Here is a 16,812-nt window from a genome sequence, read left to right on the forward strand (position 1 = left end):
CCGGGTCGGGTCTCCGATGCCCCCAATTGGCGCCGCTCGACGTGCTGTTGCGAGCAGTGTGCCACGGCCTCTGACCGAGTCACACAGCACTCTGCATTTTTCAGAGTGATACTTGCCAAGTGTTCACGGCGGGGAGATAGTGGCAAGCGTGATTCCGTCCGCGCCCTTAGGAACAGACGCCGCCGCAGACCGTCCCGGTCTCGGCGCAGCCACGGGAGCAGCCCCTGACGGGGGCGCTGCCGGGCGCCGGTTCCGCTTCGAGCTGGCCGCACACCCGGGTTCCGTCGCCCAGGCGAGACGCCTCGCGCACGCCCGGCTGACCGGCTGGTCGGTGTGCGCGGACACCTGCGACAGCGCGGCCCTGGTCATGTCCGAGCTGGTCACGAACGCGATCGTGCACACCGCGAGCAGTCGTGTGGTGTGCGAGCTGCACGACCACGACGACACCGTGCGCATAGCCGTACGCGACGAGGGCTGTGCCCCAGGCGAACCCCACCCGTCCCCGCAGCGGCCCGACGAGGAGCACGGGAGGGGATTGCTCCTCGTCGACGCGCTGTGCCGGGCCTGGGGCGCCCAGGAACACGGGGCGGGGCTGCTGGTCTGGGCCGAGCTGGCCCGCCGGACCGACGCGGACCGCGACACCGCCGCTCCACGGGCCGACCTGGGCTGGGGCGCCCGCCCCAAGCCGGGCCGCCCGGACGACTCAGGCGAGGACGAGACGCCGGAGGGCCGGCAACGGGCCGCTGGGCGTCCCCACCCTCACACCCCTGAGCACCAGCACCGCCCCGGGACACCGGACCCCCACCGGCACCGCGCCCCGGACCGGCCCCCGCACCAGCCTCTGCACCGGTTCCCCGAGCAGCGCCGCGCGGGGGAGCGACCGTGACCGCGGAGTACCACTCCGGCGGCTACGGGCCCGGTTCCGGCGAGTACGACTCCCGCAGCCACGCCTCCGGCAGTTACGGCTCCCGCAGTCACGACTCCGGCGCTTACGACTCCGGCGGTTACGACTCCCGCAGTCACGACTCCGGCGGTTACGACTCCGACCGGGAGGGTGTCACCGGCCGCCTCCTCGGGGGCGACAGGCACAACGTCACGAGCCCCTTCCCGCCCGGCGCCGCCGGTGTCTTCGGTGCCGCCCGTTCTGCCAGTGCCGCCAGTGCCGCCCGTTCCGCCAGTGCCGTCGGCACCGTCGGCCGGGGGCCCGAACCGGCCCTCGGCCTGGACACCCTGGTGCGGCTGCAGCGGCGCAGGTCCGTCCCGGGCGTGCCCCGCCGGCTCGCGATGCCGGACGGCATGACCGCACCGCTCGGCTGCGACGCCGTGGCCGTGCCCGACCGCCTCGGCCCGCTCGTCGTACCCCGGCTGCCCCGGCTGGGCTGTGTGTACACGGACGGCGCCCGCTGGTGGTGGATCGTCCCGTCGGACTCCGACTACGCCCTCCCCTGGCCCTCCCCGGCCCAGTACGCCCCCGGCGCCCTGGTCACCGGCACCGCCCGGCTCATCCACCGCCCGTCGGGCACGGTCCCGTACACCCCGCCGATCCCGCTGTACCTGGCCCTGTGCCGGGTGACGGGGACGGCCCCGGACTGGTCCAGGGCCGTCGCGTAGGCGCGGCGCCGGTTCCGGCCGTGGGCGTGGCCGTGGGGCGTGGCGGGGTTGGGCGGGCTCGGTTCTCGGCTGCTGGGCGTGGACGAGCCGACGGCCGTGCTGGACGGTGTGCGTGAAGTCCGGGACGCCTCAGGAAATGCCGGCCAGGGGAGGTGTCCACGCCGAGCCGTACGCGCTGCGGGCGGAACGGTTCACGGGCGCGGACACGGGCGCCGAAGCGGGCTTGAGCACGGCCCTCCTGTGCATGAGCGACGGCACAGGCCGAGCGCATCGGACGGCAGTCGCGCGCTCACTCGGCCGACTCGGCGCCCCGCACGATCACCAGGAACGTGTCCGTCGCGAGGTCCATGACGACCTCGGCGGGCAGGCCTTCCAGACGCCGCGCGTGCGCGAACTCCTCCGCGGGCCAGGATCCCCGCGGACCACCAGCGGGAAAGCGTTCGAGCACTGTTCGCCCGTTCACCATCTCGCACCTCCAGAAAGCGTCGTGCTTCTAGGAGTTAACGCCCTGGAGAAGGGAAAGGCCTCGCTCGGTGACGGGACTGAGACATTACCTACACTCGTTCGGCGCGGAGAGTGAGAAAGCATTCACTTTCCGACATGAACCGCACCCTCCGTGTCAGTGGTCGTACTCGTCGTGAAGGCGCAGCCGGTCGCTGCCGGCGGGGCTGCGGCCGAGCGCGGTGAGGTCGAGCAGACCGGCGAGGGCGCCGAGTCCGTCCAGCCCGTCGTCGAACACCGAGTAGGTGTGGAAGACCCGGTCGTGGTCGCGCAGGAAGCAGCTGATGCCGGGCCTCTCGATCAGGCCCCGGTCTTGGCCCCGGTCTTGGCCCCGGTCTTGGCCCTGGTCTTGGCCCTGGTCTTGGCCCTGGTCTTGGCCTTGGCCCTGGTCTTGGTCTTGGTCTTGGTCTTGGCCTTGACCCTGGCCTTGGCCCGATTCCACGGTGGCCCCGAAGTCGAGGTTGAAGTCGCCGTGGGACGAGGAGTACCAGGGCACGACCCAGCCCATGCGCGCCTTGAACGGCAGGATCCGGGTGAACGGCGCCCGCGAGACGGCCGCGAAGGCGGTGTTCCGGGAGCGCAGGTGGGCGAGGTGGCCGACCTGGTCCAGGAAGGCCGAGCAGCACCGGCAGCCGGCCTCCCACTCCGGGGCGAACATGAAGTGGTGGACGACGAGTTGGGCCCGGCCCTCGAAGAGGTCCAGGAGGGTGGCCTTGCCGTCGCCGCCCTCGAAGACGTACTCCGCGTCGACCTCGACCATGGGCAGCCGGCGCCGCTCCTGCCCGAGCGCCTCGTGGGCCCGTCTGACCGCCTCCTCCTTGCGCAGCAATTCCTCGCGCGCCGCGCGCCACCGCTCACGCGAGACGATCTCCGGATGCGACATGGGCCCTCCTGTCCGACGGTCGGTCCGGGGTGGTGACCGTCGCCGGGAGGGGAACTCATCGCCGCGCGCGAAGATTTTTTTCCGGCACCTTCGACCTGCGCGGTGTCGGCCGACCAAGGTCCGCAGCGGTCCACGTGCGGCTACGCGGCGGCGGGCAGCGGCACCTCGACGACCCCTTGAAGCCTCAGCTCACCCAGTGCCTCCTGGAGTTGCCTGGTGTGCCGGGGCGTGAGCCGGCCCGTCTCGTCGAGGTGGACGGCGCAGGCCGTGGTCGTGTCGACAAGTCGCTCCAGGACGTCCGCGACGGCGTCCGTGCCGGCGGTGTGCCGGGCGAGGGCGGGCAGTTCGGCAGCGGCGAACGCGATGGCGGTACGGGCCTCGGCAAGGGTGCGGTAGGCCTCCCGGCGCAGCGCCCACCGCTCGGCGCGGTCGCCGGACTCGCCGAGGACGTGCACCAGATAGGCGTGCGCGGCGCTACCGGCCGCCGCGAGGCGGGCGCGCACGCCACCGCCGCGCTCCCCCGGCATCGGCAGATGGCCGACGACCAGCACGAGCGCGCAGGCCAGCAGGGTCTCGCCGATCCGGCTGACGGAGGCCTGCGGCTCGCCGCCGGCCATGACCAGGGCGAGGACGAGGACGGTGACGACGGCGGTCAGCGCGGCGAAGTGCCGAGTGGCGACCGGCACGAGCGCCCCGCAGAGAGCGACCAGCGCGATCAGCCCGGCGGGCCGGGGCAGCAACTCGGCGAGCCCGGCGAACACCAGGGCGCCCAGTACGGTTCCGGCGGCCCGGCACAGCACGCGGGAGGCGAGCGGCCCGAGGTCGGGCTTGACGAGGAAGACGGCGGTGGCGGGCAGCCAGTACCAGTGCTGGTGGTTGCCGTACCATCGGGTGTGGTGCAGCGCCTGGGCGATGGCGGCGCTGGCCCCGAAGCAGAGGGCGACCCGCAGCCCGTACTCGCGTCCGCCGGTGCCGAACGCGGCACGGACGGCGTGTCGCACGTCCCGGCGCCGGGCGGGCGGCCGCTGCTGTGCGTCCTCGGCCCGGTCGAAGGCCTCGGCGGCGCGCAGCAGGGCGTCGTCGAGGGCGCGCAGGGCGGGGGCGCAACGGTGGGGGGCGGGCAGCGGGCCGGTGCCGGCGTTGTCACGGACGGCGGCGGCGAGCCGCCGGGGTCCTTGCGCGGCCCGCGCCGGAACCGGCTCCCCGGCCCAGAACAGGGCGGTGGCGGCCTCGGCGAGGGGCAGCGCGGCCGCGAACTGCGCGTGCAGCCGCCGCTCGGCGGCGGAACTGGCGTACCGGCGCAACCGCGGTCCGGCGAGGGCGTCCTGGGCATGGTCGAGGGCGGCGGTGAGAGCGGCCCGCCGGGCGGTGGCCCGTTCACCGCCCACGGCGTCGAGCAGCGCGGCGACGGCGTCGTACACCCCGGCGACCGCCGCCCGCTCCCCGTCGAACCGGAAGTCCCCGGCGAGCGAGCCGGGCGTGGGCAGGGCGAGCCGCAGCACCATCAGCCAGCCGGCCCCGGCGAGGAACGCGAGCGCCCGCTGCCAGCCGCTCTCGGCCGCCGGCATCCCGGCGCCGATCGCGGCGCCGACGAGCAGTTGCGTTCCGGCGGCGGAGGCGACGGGCCCGACCGCGCTGATGCCACCGGCGACCAGCCCGAGCAGGGTGAACGCCAGGGTCAGCGGTACGGCGGCCAGCCCCTGCCCCGCGTACGTACCCGCGAGCAGCCCGAGCGCCCCGGCCAGCGCGGGCACCCCGAGCCGCCTGACGGAGGCGCGCCGGCTGCCGGGGCGGTCGTTGATGCCGGCGAGCATCGCGGCGATGGCGGCGAGGACGCCGGGGGCAGTGTGTCCCGTGCCGACTCCGGCGAGCAGCAGCGGACCGGCGGCAAGCGCGCCCCGGGTCACCGCGCTCCAGGGAACGGGGCCGCGCTGGGCGCGCAGGGCATGGGTCAGCCAGAGGGGTGCGGCGGGCCGGGACACGGGGCTCCTGTCGTACGCGGGCGGAAAGTGCGTTGCCTTCGGACGGCGGTGGCCGGGTGGGCTGTGCTACACGGTAAGGGGCGTTCCCGGTGCTGGCCGGGCGATCACGTTTCAGGCACGTGAACGATGCCCGGGCGGCCGGTTTCTTTATGAACGCAATCCACTTGAACGAATCCGCACGAACGCGATCCTCACGAACGCGATCCGTACGAACGCAATGCGCCGACGACGATCTCCTCGGCCTCGGTCACGGCGGCGACCAGGGCCTCCGGTGTGGCCCGCAACCCGCCCACCACCGAGTCGATCCGCCGCAACCCCGCCCGCTCCAGCAGCCGCTTCTCATTCGTCACCCACTCGCCGCGTGCCGCGAGCACCGCGTGTGCGGCCTGGGTGGCGGCCGTCGCGATGGAGCCGGCGGTCTCCGTGAGGCGGCTGTGGGGGGCGTGGTTGGCCTTCGCGTAGGCGAGGGTGGCGCGGGCGGTGCCGTGCCAGCGCTCGGCGGCGGTGACGCGCAGCTTGGCCGGGTAGCCCGCCGGTCGGGGCAGGGTGCCCCGGAGCACCTGGTTGACGGCCAGTTCGGCCACGATCAGGTAGGTGGGGATGCCGGCGAGGTGGAAGAGCAGCGGCTCCACCCGGAACCGTCCGGCCTCCGCCTCCGCCATCTCGTGCTCGACCACGTCCAGGTCCCGGTAGTGGACGTCGACCCGGCGTCCCTCGACGGTCAGCCAGGCCCCGCCGTTGAAGACCCCGCCGCCCCACCCGCCGACCTCGGACACCTCGCCCTCCCAGCCGACGGCGCGCAGGTCGTCGGGGTCGAAGGGGCCGCGGTAGTAGATCGCCATGTCCCAGTCACTGTCGGGGCGGTGTGTGCCCTGGGCGCGGGAGCCGCCGAGGGCGACCGCCTCCACCGTGGGCAGGGCGGCGAGGCGCTCGGTCGTGCGGGCGAGGAATTCGGCTTCGGAGGACCGGGACATGCCCTCAGCCTGCCTCAGCCGTCCCGGAGTCCGCTCCCGGGATTTCCGCGACACCCTCCGCGATCCGCAGCAACGGTCCGCGCAGCGCCGCGAGGTCGGCCCGCACCGGTCCTGCGACATCGCAGAGCCGAAGGTGCCGACCCGCAAGGTCGGGGTGTTCGAGCGCGTGAGGCGCAAGGACGGTTGGCGGGTGGAGAGCCCTTACGCCGACGCGACCGCCCTCGGTGTCCGCTCGCGCCGATAATCGGATGCGCTCAGAGCCGGGGAGAACCGATCATCGTGAGGTTGTCCCCAGCCGCCGTAGGAGCAGCTCTCGTGATCCAGCGCGTGACCGTACCGGCCCTCTTCCCGCCACCCGCCTATGCCCACGCCTCCGTCGTCGAGGCCGGGACGAAGCTGGCCTTCCTCGCCGGGGCCGTGCCTCTCGACGCCGAGGGCGAGATCGTCGGCCCGGGTGATCCGGTGCAGCAGGCCGAGCAGGTGATCGCCAACCTCCGGGAGCAACTGGCTGCTGTCGGCAGCGACTTGGCGCATGTGGTCGCGACGGACGTGTACGTGGTGAGCAGCGAGCCCTCGGTGCTGTCCGCGGTGTGGGAGGTCGTGGAGGCCTCCGGGCTGAGCACGGGTCCGCACTCGTCCACGCTGCTCGGGGTCGCCTGCCTCGGCTACACCGGGCAGTTGGTGGAGATCACGGCCACGGCCGTGGTGCCGGAGCAGGAGGGGAACCGGTGATGTCGGACGAGGTCGTGCTGCGCCGGGCCGTGGCGGCGGACGCCCGTGCCGCCGCGGACGTATATCTGCGGTCCTTCGATGCCGCCCTGCCCACCGTCGTGCGGCCGCACACCGACGACGAGGTGCGCGAGTACATCCGGGATGTCGTGGTGCCGTTGCGGGAGACCTGGGTGGCGGAGGCCGCCGACGGGGTCGTCGGGCTGATGGTGCTGGACGGGGAGTTGCTGTCGCAGCTGTATCTGGCCCCGGAGTGGCGGGGGCGCGGTATCGGTGACCGGTTCGTGGCGCTGGCCAAGGAGCGCAGCCCGGTTGGGCTGACCCTGTGGACCTTCCAGGTCAACAAGCCCGCCCACCGCTTCTACGAACGCCATGGTTTCGCCGCGGCCGAGTTCACCGACGGCAGCGGCAACGAGGAGCGGGAGCCGGACGTGCGGTACGTCTGGCGGCCGTGAGCCCGGCCGGTCCCACCTACGGCCGCAGGAACGCTCGAGGATGGTGACCACGCCGTAGCGGCGGCCGAGGAGGCAGGCGAGGTGGGCGGCGGCCCCGGTGATGTCCACGACCGGACCCAGGTCCGGTGCTGGAAGGCCGGTTACCGGAGTCCGGCCGACTGCGCCGCCGTGCGCAGTACCTCGCGGAGCATCTCCGTGGTGAGCCGGCCGGTGAAGGTGTTGCGCTGGCTGACGTGGAAGCAGCCGAAGAGGTCCAGGCCGTCGAGCGCGACCCGGGTGCCGTGGGCGAAGGCCGGGCGGGGCCGGGGCACGGTCCAGCCCGCCTCGCTGAACGCGGGCAGCGCGGCCTGCCAGCCGAAGGCGCCGAGCACGACCGCGGCCCTCAGCGTCGGGCGCAGCAGCCTCAGCTCCTGAACCAGCCAGGGGCGGCAGGTGTCCCGCTCGCCGGGGGTCGGCTTGTTGGCGGGCGGGGCGCAGTGCACGGGTGCGGTGACACGGACGCCGTACAGCTCCAACCCGTCGTCGGCGCTGACGGACGTGGGCTGCGAGGCGAGCCCCTCGTCGTACAACGCCTGGTAGAGCACGTCTCCGGAGCGATCGCCGGTGAACATCCGCCCGGTGCGGTTGCCGCCGTGCGCGGCGGGCGCCAGCCCGATGATCACCAGCCGTGCATCGACGGGGCCGAAGCCGGGCACCGGCCGCCCCCAGTACGTCCAGTCGGCGAACGCGGCCCGCTTCGTGCGGGCCACCTCCTCACGCCACTCGACCAGCCGAGGACAGGCCCGGCAGTCCGCGACCCGCCGGTCGAGCTGAGCGAGGGCGCTGCTGTCGTCCATACGGCCACCGTATGCCTGAACCGGCTCTCGTGAACGCGGCGCTCACCGAGCCAGGCGGGTGCCTCCGCCCGTACCCCGCACCGGCACCCCAGCACACCCCGGAAAAAAATCGCCTCCGGCTCACCCCGCCCGGAGAGTTAAGGTCGGGAGCATGGCTTCCGAGGATGCGGACGAGAACGTGAACCGTGGGCCCGGCGGACCGGACGGACCCGTCCCCGACCAGGACGCTCAGGACACTCAGCACGCCCAGGACACCCACAGCTCCGGTGCCTCCGGCGGGCAGCCCGTCGATCCGAAGGTCGCCGCCGCGGTGGCCGCCGCCGAGGCCGCGGGGCCGGGCAAGGGGGAGACGGTCCGCATCGACAGCTGGATCTGGGCCGTGCGACTGATCAAGACGCGCTCCCTGGGCGCCACCGCCTGCCGGGGCGGCCACGTCCATGTGAACGGCGAGCGGGTGAAACCCGCCTACTCCGTGCGCGTCGGCGACGAGGTGCGCCTGCGGCACGAGGGCCGGGAACGGATCGTGATCGTCAAGCGGCTGATCCGCAAGCGGGTCGGCGCCCCCGTGGCCGCCCAGTGCTACATCGACAACTCCCCTCCGCCCCCGCCCCGCGAGGCCGTCGCCCCCGCCGGCCTCCGCGACCGCGGTACCGGCCGCCCCACCAAGCGCGACCGCCGCGAAATGGAACGCCTCCGCGGCCCCGCGGGCCCGGGCGGCATCCCGGGCGGCGTCGACGCCTTCGGCGGCGCCGGAGGCCCCGGCGGCTTCGCCGGACTCGGCGGGCCCGGTGGATCCAGCGGCCGGGGCGGGTCCGGAGGCCGGGGCGGGTCCGGGGGCCGGGGTGGATCCGGTTCGGGCCTCCGCAGCGGGTCCGGTGGGCGAGGTCGATCCGGCGCAGCCGGTGGGTCTGGCGGATCCGGGTCCGGCAGGCGTGGTGGATCCGGGTCCAGCGGGAGCGGTGGGCGTCCCCGGGGACGGTGACACCAAGGCGCTACGGCGCTACCACCCGGCGCGCAGACCCATGTACAGGCATGCACGCCGATGTACGAGCATGCACAGGCCGGTGCCGTCGGCCGGGCCCCCTCGTCCGGCCGGCTGCGTCGGCGCCGTGCACCCGGGTCACCGCCGCCGCACCAACCGCAGCAGTTCCCCGTTGTGCCCGCGTCGCGCCCAGGCGATCAGGAGGAGCGGCACCATGAGGATCAGCGGGGTCGCCGCGTTCTCCCCGTCGAAGACCGTGAGCTGGACGATGAACGCGCCCACCATCAGGGCGCTGAGCGCGACCGCCGCCACGGACTGCAGCACGGGGATCAACAGCGCGACGGCTCCGGCGAGTTCGAGCGCGCCGATGGTGTACATGGCCCCGCTGCCCCAGCCGATCCTGTCGAAGGACTCTACGGCCGAGGGGTGCGCGATGAGCTTGGGCAGCGCGCTCGCGATGCCGTAGAACAACGCGAGCAGCACCTGCACGGTCCGCAGGGCGACGCGGGCCGCGCGCCTCCGGCCGCTGAGGGAGCCGGCGGAAGCCGCGGAAGCGGTGCGTGCGGCGGGAGCGGTGGTCTCGGACATGAGGGTCTCCTGGGGAAGCGGTGCCGATTGCTTTCACCGAGGTAGACCCGACAGGGTCCGGAAACTCATCGCTCTCCTGCCGCCCTGTGCGACCGAGTGCCCGCTATCGCTTCAGTACCGCCCGCACCCATGTCCGGTCCGGTGTCAGATACGTCTCCACCTCCAGCCCCGCTTCCTCCAGTGCCGACTCGAACTGCTCCTTGCTCAACGGCCGGGCCAGGAACGTCTGGGTCCAGTGTGCGTCCGGGAAGTCGTACTCGACGTGGACCGAGTTCGCTCCGTTGCCGACCGGCTCCGCGGAGACGATCCGCACGGTGAAGCCGCTCGGGTCGACCCGTTCCCTGGGCACGTTCGTGTGGTAGTCCTCGCCCTCCCGCTGGATGAGCACGCAGCCGCCTTTCGCCACGTGCCGGGCGCAGGTGCGCAGCATGCCTCTGCGGACCTCCTCGTCACCGGCGTGCACGAGGAACGACGCGAGCAACACCACGTCGAACTTCTCGTCACCCAGGTCGAGTTGCTCGATGGGCCCGCATATCGTGCGCGCCCCGCGGACCCGGCTCAGCATGTCGGCGGACTCGTCCACCGCCGTGACCGTGAAGCCACACTCGAGCAGGGGGTGGGTCATCCGTCCCACTCCGCTGCCCAGTTCCAGGATGTGCGCCCCGGGTGGTACCGCAGCGGCGATGATGTCGGGCTCGTCGCCGACCGGCAGCCGCTCGTAGAGCTCGACCGCGCAGCCGTCCGGGGTGATCGAGCCGGGTCCCGTGCCCTCGTATCCCTCACGCATTTCGACCGTCATGCCCGAACAACGGCCTGCCCTCGCACCGCCGTTCCCGTCCCACCACGGTTCACTCGTTCGAGTTGGTCCGCTGTTCGGCAGGGAACGGAAACCAGCCGTGCCCGATGTACCAGTGACCGCCCGCCCGCAGATGGTCCCCCACGGCCCGCTCCACGGACGTGCGGGCGGGCAGCTCCGCGACCGGCAGGCCGGGGTCGCCGAAGACGAACTGGACGGGTTCGGTGTCGGACGGCTCGGTCTCCTCGCGGACGGTGCGGAACCGTTCCTGGAAACGGATGATGTTGGAGTCGGCCGGCAGGTACCGCCTCAACTGCGGGTCGAGCAGCCAGGAGTGGCACAGTGCGGCCACCGGCCGCTCCTCGGGGAAGTGCACGGCGAAGAACTCACGGGCCCGGGCCAGGGAGCGGTCGCAGGCGGACGGGCTCAGCGGACCGTGGAAGTCGGGGATGTGCAGGCTCAGGCAGTCCGTGCCGGGAAGCGCGTCGAGCCCTGCCGCCGCGAGCACGGGGGCCGTGGACTGCCCGAGCCGCGCCCGCTCGAACTGCAGTCGGCCCAGCTGGTACAGCTCACCGCGGAAGTGGCGGACGAGCCAGCGCCGCGCCTGCACACCGGTCGTACCGTGCCGTCTGCGGTGCACGGCCATCTGACGGCCCAGGTCGGACAGGGTACGGCGGGATATCTCGGGCGGGATGCCGCGTTCCCGGTGCCGGGCAAGGGTGTGCGGGGCGGCGGCGACGAAGACGTACACGGCGAAGAGGCCGTTCAGCTCGTTCGGCGCCGCGTCGAGGAGTTCGGGGAGTTGGGGTGTGCGGCCGGTCTCCTCCGGATCGCGGAACAGTTCCTCGACGCACTCCTGCAGGAGTCTGAGCGCTCCCGGATCACCGGTCACCCGGCGCCGACCGGCCACCAGATCGTTGATGTCCTCGTGCGGCACGGCCAGGTCGAGGAGCAGTTCGGGCAGGTCGTCGGCGTCCGGCAGCAATGGATCCCCCTTCGACGAGCGACTCGACGCGCGACGGACGAGCGCCGTTGATGAACGTCGTCCCCGAAGAGTACGTTGCAGTCAGGAGTGGTGGTCCGATGCGTACGGGCAGTGAGCCGGTGACCGCGCGCAGTGCTCTGCGGGCGCGGTTCTGGCTGTGCGTGTGGGGACTGGTCTGGGCGGTCTTCGGCACGGTGGCGTTCGCGCTCGTCGGGCGCCCCGGCTGGGCGGCGGCCTGCGGGGTGCTGTGGCTGGTGGTCACCGCCGACATGGCCATGATCCTCAGGCACATCCGGCAGGGCCCGCACTACCAGCCGGGCCGTGACGTGCCGCCGTACCAACCGCCGGACAACGAACCGCCGTATCCGGGCCCACCGAGGCACCGCCACTCTTGACCGGCCCGGCGCGGCAGGATCGGCGCCGTCGCTCGGCCCACGATGGTCAGTCGTCGAAGGTCAGTCGTCGAGGGTCAGTCGTCGAAGTGTGCCGCCCGCACGTACTGCGGGTTCGGGTCCAGAGCGGCCGCGAGACGGAAATGGCGTTTGGCCTGGTCGGGGCGGCCTTGGCGTTCGTAAGTGCGGGCCAGTGCGAAGTGCGCGAACGCGTTGTCCGGCTCGCGCTCCAGTACGATCGTGAACTCCAGCTCGGCGGGCCGCAGTTGCGCCGCGGCGAAGAACGCACGCGCGCGGAGCAGCCGGGCCGCGGTGTTCTCCGGGTGCGCGGCGATGACTGGGTCGAGCAGCTTCACCGCACCCCGCGGGTCCCGTGAGTTGAGCAGATGCTCGGCTGCACGGAAGTCGATGACATGCGTCTCCGGAGTACGTCCGGTGGAACCGCTGGTCTCGGGCACGGCTAAGTCCTTCCCTCGCTCCGCCCTTTCAACGCACCGGGACAGGGCCGCTATTCCTGCGCTACTTCCCGGTACCCTCGCGAGCCCGCCGTACGAGCTCCTCCCACACCTCGGCGACACGCTTGTGCAGCGCCTCCAGCGGCACGTCGTTGTCGATCACGATGTCCGCAATCCGTCTGCGCTGCTCGCGGGTCGCCTGCGCGGCCATACGCGCGCGTGCGTCCTCCTCGGTCATCCCGCGCAGCCGGACCAGCCGGTCGAGCTGGGTCTCGGGGCTCGCGTCGACGACGATCACGAGGTCGTACAGCGGCGCCAGGCCGTTCTCGGTGAGGAGGGGTACGTCGTGGATCACCACGGCGTCGGCGTGCGCGGCCTCCTCCAGCTCGCGGGAGCGGGCGCCCACCAGGGGGTGCACGATCGAGTTGAGGACGGCGAGCCTCTCCGGGTCGGAGAAGACGATCGAGCCGAGTCTGGGCCGGTCCAGGCTGCCGTCCGCGGTGAGGACGTCCTCGCCGAAGGCCTCGACCACGGCGGCGAGGCCGGGGGTGCCCGGCGCCACGACCTCGCGCGCGATGCGGTCCGCGTCGATCAGCACGGCCCCGTGCTCCACGAGCAGCCGTGACACCTCGCTCTTGCCGGCGCCGATCCCACCGGTCAGGCCCACCTTCAGCATGTCCGGAAGCTTAGGCCCTGCCACTGACAGCGGGCCCGGCGACGGTCAGTTGTCGCCTTCCCGCTCCGCCAGGAAGCGTTCGAACTCGCGCCCGATCTCGTCGGCCGACGGGATGTCCACGGGCTCGGCGAGCATGTTGCCCCGGGTCTCGGCGCCCGCTGCGGCGTCGTACTGGTGCTCCAGGCCCTGGACGAGCGCGGTGAGTTCCTCGTCGCCCTCCTGGATCTGGCGGTCGATCTCCGTCTGGGTGCGGTACGCGTCCGTGCGCAGCGAGTGCGCGATGCCCGGGAGGACCAGCCCGGTGGCGGCCGTGATGGCCTCCAGGACGGTCAGGGCGGCGTCCGGGTACGCGGAGCGGGCGATGTAGTGCGGGACGTGCGCGGCGACGCCCAGGACGTCGTGCCCGGCCTCCATCAGGCGGTACTCCACCAGCGCCTCGGCGCTGCCGGGCACCTCGGCCTCGTCGAAGGGGCTGCGGTGGCCCGGGACGAGGTCGTTGCGGTTGCCGTGGGGGGTGAGACCGACCGGGCGGGTGTGCGGGACGCCCATGGGGATGCCGTGGAAGTTCACGGAGAGGCGGACGCCGAGCCGCTCCACGATCTGCCGCACGGCCGCCGCGAACCGCTCCCACTCCACGTCCGGCTCGGGTCCGGTGAGCAGCAGGAAGGGGGCGCCGGTGGTGTCCTGGACGAGGCGGACCTCGATGGCCGGGACCTCGTAGTCGGTCCAGCGGTCCCGCTTGAAGGTCAGCAGGGGCCGGCGGGCCCGGTAGTCCACGAGCCGGTCGTGGTCGAAACGGGCGACGAGCTGGTGGGGCAGCGAGTCGAGCAGCCGGTCGACGATCTGGTCCCCGGTCTCGCCTGCGTCGATGTATCCGTCGAAGTGGTAGAGCATGACCAGGCCGGCCGACTCCTGGGCGAGCGCCATGTCGACCACGGCGAGGCCCTTCAGCTCCCATGCGTACAAACCCTGCGGATCAAGCACTGTGACCGCTCCTCCTCGTGTTCCTCATGGACAACGTGCCCTGGAACGCGGGCATTCCCGCAACCGGCCACTGATCAGGGGTGCCCGTCCGGAGCCCTTGACGCCCCGTCAGCTGGTTCGCCGCAAAAACGCCTGAGGGGCCGCACCTCGAAAGGTGCGGCCCCTCAGGACCAGCTATCGGCTAAGCCCAGCTACCGGCGTTCAGCTCTGGCCGCCGGCCAGCTTCTCGCGCAGCGCGGCCAGCGCCTCGTCCGAGGCCAGCGCACCGGAGGTGTCGGCGCCCTCGGAGGAGTACGAACCGCCGGTCGCGGCCGGAGCCGCAGCCTCGCCACCCTCGGCCGCGGCAGCGGCGTCGGCCTCGCGGGACTTGATGACCTGCTGCTGGTGCTGCTCGAAGCGGGTCTGCGCCTCGGCGTACTGGCGCTCCCACTCCTCGCGCTGCTTCTCGTAGCCCGGCAGCCAGTCGTTGGTCTCCGGGTCGAAGCCCTCGGGGTAGATGTAGTTGCCCTGGTCGTCGTAGGACGCGGCCATGCCGTACAGGGTCGGGTCGAACTCGACCGCGGACGGGTCGGCACCGAAGGACTCGTTGGCCTGCTTCAGCGAGAGGCTGATGCGACGGCGCTCGAGGTCGATGTCGATGACCTTGACGAAGATCTCGTCGTTGACCTGGACGACCTGCTCCGGGATCTCCACGTGGCGCTCGGCCAGCTCGGAGATGTGGACCAGACCCTCGATGCCCTCGTCCACGCGGACGAACGCACCGAACGGCACCAGCTTCGTGACCTTGCCGGGCACGACCTGGCCGATCTGGTGGGTGCGGGCGAACTGCTGCCACGGGTCTTCCTGGGTCGCCTTCAGCGACAGGGAGACGCGCTCGCGGTCCATGTCGACGTCGAGAACCTCGACGGTGACCTCCTGGCCGACCTCGACGACCTCGGACGGGTGGTCGATGTGCTTCCAGGACAGCTCGGAAACGTGGACCAGACCGTCGACGCCACCCAGGTCCACGAAGGCACCGAAGTTGACGATCGAGGAGACGACGCCGGAGCGGACCTGACCCTTCTGGAGGGTCGTGAGGAACGTCTGGCGGACCTCGGACTGGGTCTGCTCGAGCCAGGCGCGGCGGGACAGGACCACGTTGTTGCGGTTCTTGTCCAGCTCGATGATCTTGGCCTCGAGCTCCTTGCCGACGTACGGCTGAAGGTCGCGGACGCGGCGCATCTCGACCAGGGAGGCCGGGAGGAAGCCACGGAGGCCGATGTCGAGGATGAGGCCACCCTTGACGACCTCGATGACGGTACCGGTGACGATGCCGTCCTCTTCCTTGATCTTCTCGATGGTGCCCCAGGCACGCTCGTACTGGGCGCGCTTCTTCGAGAGGATCAGGCGGCCTTCCTTGTCCTCCTTCTGGAGGACCAGGGCCTCGATCTCGTCGCCGACGGCCACGACCTCGTTCGGGTCGACGTCGTGCTTGATCGAGAGCTCGCGGCTCGGGATGACACCTTCGGTCTTGTAACCGATGTCGAGCAGGACCTCGTCCCGGTCGACCTTCACGATGACGCCGTCGACGATGTCGCCGTCGTTGAAGTACTTGATCGTCTCGTCGATCGCGGCGAGGAAGGCTTCCTCGTTACCGATGTCGTTGACCGCTACCTGCGGGGTGGTGGCGGTGGTCTCGGTGCTGCTCGTCATGTGGGAAAGGGCTCCGGTACGGACATTGAAGTCGTAGGTACTGCTTACGCCGGGAGCCCGTTTCGCTCTGCAGAAGCCGGACAGCCAAGGAAGCGCCACCTTAAGGACACCGGGTGCCCGGTGGCGCCTCGACAACCGAGGGGACATACAACAGATGCGAGCGCAGCCTGCTACGTCTGAGGTGCGCAGGCCCGCAGCGCAACTTGTAGCATACGGGGGCAGCCGGACATGGTCAATGCGCGAAGGCGCACACCCGGGGCGGATCGCCGCATACCCGGCACAAGAAACGTCCCAAGAGGCCACGCAGGCCTTCGGGGACCCTTCCGCGACGCGCGCCCGGCGGGCTGGACGGAAGAGTACGACGAGGGAGCCGATCATCCAAGAGCCGGAAGCGTACGAGCCCGAGGGAACCGAGACCTTCGAGCCGGAGGCGACACGCCGTGACGCCGGGGTCGCGGAGAGCTCACGGGCCAACCGGGGCTGGTGGGACCGCAACGCGGACGAGTACCAGGTCGAGCACGGCACGTTCCTCGGCGACGACCGCTTCGTGTGGGGGCCGGAGGGCCTGGACGAGGTGGAGGCCGAGCTGCTCGGCCCGCCGGAGGAGCTGAAGGGCAAGGACGTCCTGGAGATAGGCGCGGGCGCGGCGCAGTGCGCACGCTGGCTGGCCGCCCAGGGCGCCCGGCCGGTGGCGCTGGACCTCTCGCACCGCCAGCTCCAGCACGCCCTGCGGATCGGTGGATCGTTTCCGCTGGTCTGCGCGGACGCCGGTGCGCTGCCCTTCGCCGACGGCTCCTTCGACGTGGCCTGCTCCGCCTACGGGGCGCTGCCGTTCGTCGCCGACCCGCGGCTGGTGCTGCGCGAGGTGCACCGGGTGCTGCGGCCGGGGGGCCGGTTCGTCTTCTCGGTGACCCATCCGATCCGCTGGGCGTTCCCTGACGAGCCGGGCCCCGAGGGCCTGTCGGTGGCGTCCTCCTACTTCGACCGTACGCCGTACGTGGAACAGGACGAGGAGGGCCGCGCGGTCTACGTCGAGCACCACAGGACGCTCGGCGACCGCGTCCGGGACATCGTGGCGTCCGGCTTCCGCCTGGTGGACCTGCTGGAGCCGGAGTGGCCGGCCTGGAACACAGCGGAGTGGGGCGGCTGGTCCCCGCTGCGGGGCCATCTGATCCCGGGGACGGCGATCTTCGTGTGCGAGCGGGACTGACCCCTGCTGATCGTCGGGTGCACGCGCGTGTGGGGACGTTTTCTCCCGTGCACGCGCGCGTGAGGGCCGGTTTCGCCTTCG

General features: G+C 72.1%; 20 protein-coding genes and 1 pseudogene. 8 read left to right on the plus strand and 13 right to left on the minus strand.

The features are described from left to right. The first annotated feature begins 112 nt into the window (after positions 1-112). Positions 113-886, plus strand: a complete 774-nt coding sequence (locus tag LMU33_RS23655; RefSeq protein WP_249814161.1) for an ATP-binding protein — start codon at positions 113-115, stop codon at positions 884-886. A gap of 335 nt (positions 887-1,221) precedes the next feature. Then, positions 1,222-1,611 carry a hypothetical protein gene (locus LMU33_RS23660; protein WP_228622772.1) on the plus strand — a complete coding sequence of 130 codons (390 nt, stop codon included), beginning with the start codon at positions 1,222-1,224 and terminating at the stop codon, positions 1,609-1,611. Positions 1,612-1,900: 289 nt separating this feature from the next. On the opposite strand, the gene LMU33_RS23665 is transcribed toward LMU33_RS23660, so the two are convergent. The 4 genes from LMU33_RS23665 to LMU33_RS23680 all read right to left on the minus strand — a co-directional run bounded on the left by LMU33_RS23665 (position 1,901) and on the right by LMU33_RS23680 (position 5,951). After that, the gene (locus LMU33_RS23665) at positions 1,901-2,077 is read right to left on the minus strand and encodes a DUF8839 family protein (RefSeq protein WP_228622548.1); all 177 of its coding nucleotides are present in this window, start codon (positions 2,075-2,077) and stop codon (positions 1,901-1,903) included. Positions 2,078-2,230: 153 nt separating this feature from the next. Then, the gene (locus LMU33_RS23670) at positions 2,231-2,995 is read right to left on the minus strand and encodes a DUF899 family protein (protein ID WP_228622549.1); all 765 of its coding nucleotides are present in this window, start codon (positions 2,993-2,995) and stop codon (positions 2,231-2,233) included. A gap of 140 nt (positions 2,996-3,135) precedes the next feature. Next, positions 3,136-4,977 carry an FUSC family protein gene (locus tag LMU33_RS23675; RefSeq protein WP_228622551.1) on the minus strand — a complete coding sequence of 614 codons (1,842 nt, stop codon included), beginning with the start codon at positions 4,975-4,977 and terminating at the stop codon, positions 3,136-3,138. A gap of 191 nt (positions 4,978-5,168) precedes the next feature. Next, positions 5,169-5,951 (minus strand): nucleotidyltransferase family protein, encoded by a 783-nt coding sequence (locus LMU33_RS23680; RefSeq protein ID WP_228622553.1) that lies wholly within the window; start codon positions 5,949-5,951, stop codon positions 5,169-5,171. On the opposite strand from LMU33_RS23680, the gene LMU33_RS23685 reads away from it, so the two are divergent. From LMU33_RS23685 to LMU33_RS23695, 3 genes are all read left to right on the plus strand, one after another. Further along, on the plus strand, positions 5,950-6,195 hold the full coding sequence (locus tag LMU33_RS23685) for a hypothetical protein (RefSeq protein ID WP_228622554.1): 246 nt from the start codon (positions 5,950-5,952) through the stop codon (positions 6,193-6,195). The two genes, LMU33_RS23680 and LMU33_RS23685, sit on opposite strands and share 2 nt — an antisense overlap. Before the next feature lie 71 nt (positions 6,196-6,266). Continuing rightward, positions 6,267-6,683: a RidA family protein gene (locus tag LMU33_RS23690; protein WP_228622555.1), complete on the plus strand. Its 417-nt coding sequence runs from the start codon at positions 6,267-6,269 to the stop codon at positions 6,681-6,683. After that, entirely contained in the window at positions 6,683-7,135 is a 453-nt protein-coding gene (locus LMU33_RS23695; protein WP_228622556.1) for a GNAT family N-acetyltransferase, read from the plus strand. The genes LMU33_RS23690 and LMU33_RS23695 overlap by 1 nt, the downstream gene beginning before the upstream one ends. A gap of 18 nt (positions 7,136-7,153) precedes the next feature. On the opposite strand, the pseudogene LMU33_RS23700 reads toward LMU33_RS23695, so the two are convergent. Then, positions 7,154-7,249: pseudogene (locus tag LMU33_RS23700) on the minus strand (aspartate/glutamate racemase family protein); the annotation flags it as partial. Between the two features lie 26 nt (positions 7,250-7,275). Then, positions 7,276-7,971, minus strand: coding sequence for a uracil-DNA glycosylase (locus tag LMU33_RS23705; protein ID WP_228622558.1), 696 nt, complete (start codon positions 7,969-7,971; stop codon positions 7,276-7,278). Positions 7,972-8,122: 151 nt separating this feature from the next. Between LMU33_RS23705 and LMU33_RS23710 the strand changes: the two genes are divergently transcribed. After that, entirely contained in the window at positions 8,123-8,953 is an 831-nt protein-coding gene (locus LMU33_RS23710; protein WP_228622559.1) for an RNA-binding S4 domain-containing protein, read from the plus strand. A gap of 138 nt (positions 8,954-9,091) precedes the next feature. Here LMU33_RS23710 and LMU33_RS23715 read toward each other — a convergent pair whose 3' ends face one another. The 3 genes from LMU33_RS23715 to LMU33_RS23725 form a co-directional block, all read right to left on the minus strand. Beyond that, on the minus strand, positions 9,092-9,541 hold the full coding sequence (locus LMU33_RS23715) for a DoxX family protein (protein ID WP_228622561.1): 450 nt from the start codon (positions 9,539-9,541) through the stop codon (positions 9,092-9,094). Between the two features lie 103 nt (positions 9,542-9,644). After that, positions 9,645-10,340, minus strand: coding sequence for a class I SAM-dependent methyltransferase (locus LMU33_RS23720; RefSeq protein WP_228622562.1), 696 nt, complete (start codon positions 10,338-10,340; stop codon positions 9,645-9,647). A gap of 49 nt (positions 10,341-10,389) precedes the next feature. After that, entirely contained in the window at positions 10,390-11,322 is a 933-nt protein-coding gene (locus LMU33_RS23725; RefSeq protein WP_228622564.1) for an acyltransferase domain-containing protein, read from the minus strand. A gap of 98 nt (positions 11,323-11,420) precedes the next feature. Here LMU33_RS23725 and LMU33_RS23730 point away from each other — a divergent pair, with 98 nt between their 5' ends. Next, entirely contained in the window at positions 11,421-11,717 is a 297-nt protein-coding gene (locus tag LMU33_RS23730; RefSeq protein ID WP_228622566.1) for a DUF6343 family protein, read from the plus strand. A 74-nt stretch (positions 11,718-11,791) separates the two neighbouring features. On the opposite strand, the gene LMU33_RS23735 is transcribed toward LMU33_RS23730, so the two are convergent. From LMU33_RS23735 to rpsA, 4 genes are all read right to left on the minus strand, one after another. Beyond that, positions 11,792-12,172: a tetratricopeptide repeat protein gene (locus tag LMU33_RS23735; RefSeq protein WP_228622568.1), complete on the minus strand. Its 381-nt coding sequence runs from the start codon at positions 12,170-12,172 to the stop codon at positions 11,792-11,794. A 61-nt stretch (positions 12,173-12,233) separates the two neighbouring features. Beyond that, positions 12,234-12,845, minus strand: coding sequence for a dephospho-CoA kinase (coaE, locus tag LMU33_RS23740; protein WP_228622569.1), 612 nt, complete (start codon positions 12,843-12,845; stop codon positions 12,234-12,236). Between the two features lie 45 nt (positions 12,846-12,890). After that, positions 12,891-13,829: a PAC2 family protein gene (locus tag LMU33_RS23745; RefSeq protein WP_228622571.1), complete on the minus strand. Its 939-nt coding sequence runs from the start codon at positions 13,827-13,829 to the stop codon at positions 12,891-12,893. Between the two features lie 201 nt (positions 13,830-14,030). Continuing rightward, positions 14,031-15,521: a 30S ribosomal protein S1 gene (rpsA, locus tag LMU33_RS23750; protein WP_228622572.1), complete on the minus strand. Its 1,491-nt coding sequence runs from the start codon at positions 15,519-15,521 to the stop codon at positions 14,031-14,033. Positions 15,522-15,756: 235 nt separating this feature from the next. Here rpsA and LMU33_RS23755 point away from each other — a divergent pair, with 235 nt between their 5' ends. Continuing rightward, entirely contained in the window at positions 15,757-16,731 is a 975-nt protein-coding gene (locus LMU33_RS23755) for a class I SAM-dependent methyltransferase (RefSeq protein ID WP_228622574.1), read from the plus strand. The last annotated feature ends 81 nt before the right edge of the window (positions 16,732-16,812 follow it).

The sequence above is a fragment of the Streptomyces barringtoniae genome (assembly GCF_020819595.1).
GTDB classification, from domain to species: domain Bacteria; phylum Actinomycetota; class Actinomycetes; order Streptomycetales; family Streptomycetaceae; genus Streptomyces; species Streptomyces barringtoniae.